This window comes from Cupriavidus sp. 8B, from assembly GCF_054589115.1.
The window spans coordinates 1-234 of sequence record NZ_BAAILO010000673.1 but is presented as its reverse complement, the minus strand read 5'-3'; the positions used below and the strand labels follow the sequence as shown (position 1 = coordinate 234).

The 234-nt window shown below is 63.2% G+C and carries 1 protein-coding gene; it reads right to left on the bottom strand.

Translation table 11 applies throughout. The annotated features are described in order from the left end of the window. The coding region (locus ACYP5B_RS54005) for a hypothetical protein (protein ID WP_459575739.1) at window positions 1–234 on the bottom strand (234 nt) is incomplete at both ends.

The window sequence follows — 234 nt, the reverse complement described above, 5'->3', positions numbered from 1 at the left end:
CACGCCGCTCACCACTGTCGCCGACGATTCCCGGACCAGGCTCAAAAGCGGGCTCACACCGTGGCGTCCGGTAACGCCACGGGCTCGCACCAATGAGGTGTCGGTCATCGCGGCGCTGCCGTTCCCTTTATAGGGCAGAACCGTTTCTTCGCGAACGCCGGGCGCATGCATGGGCCTGGGAGGCTCAAAAGTGACAAGTGGCTCGAAGACAAGTACCTGCACCGGATGATGCGC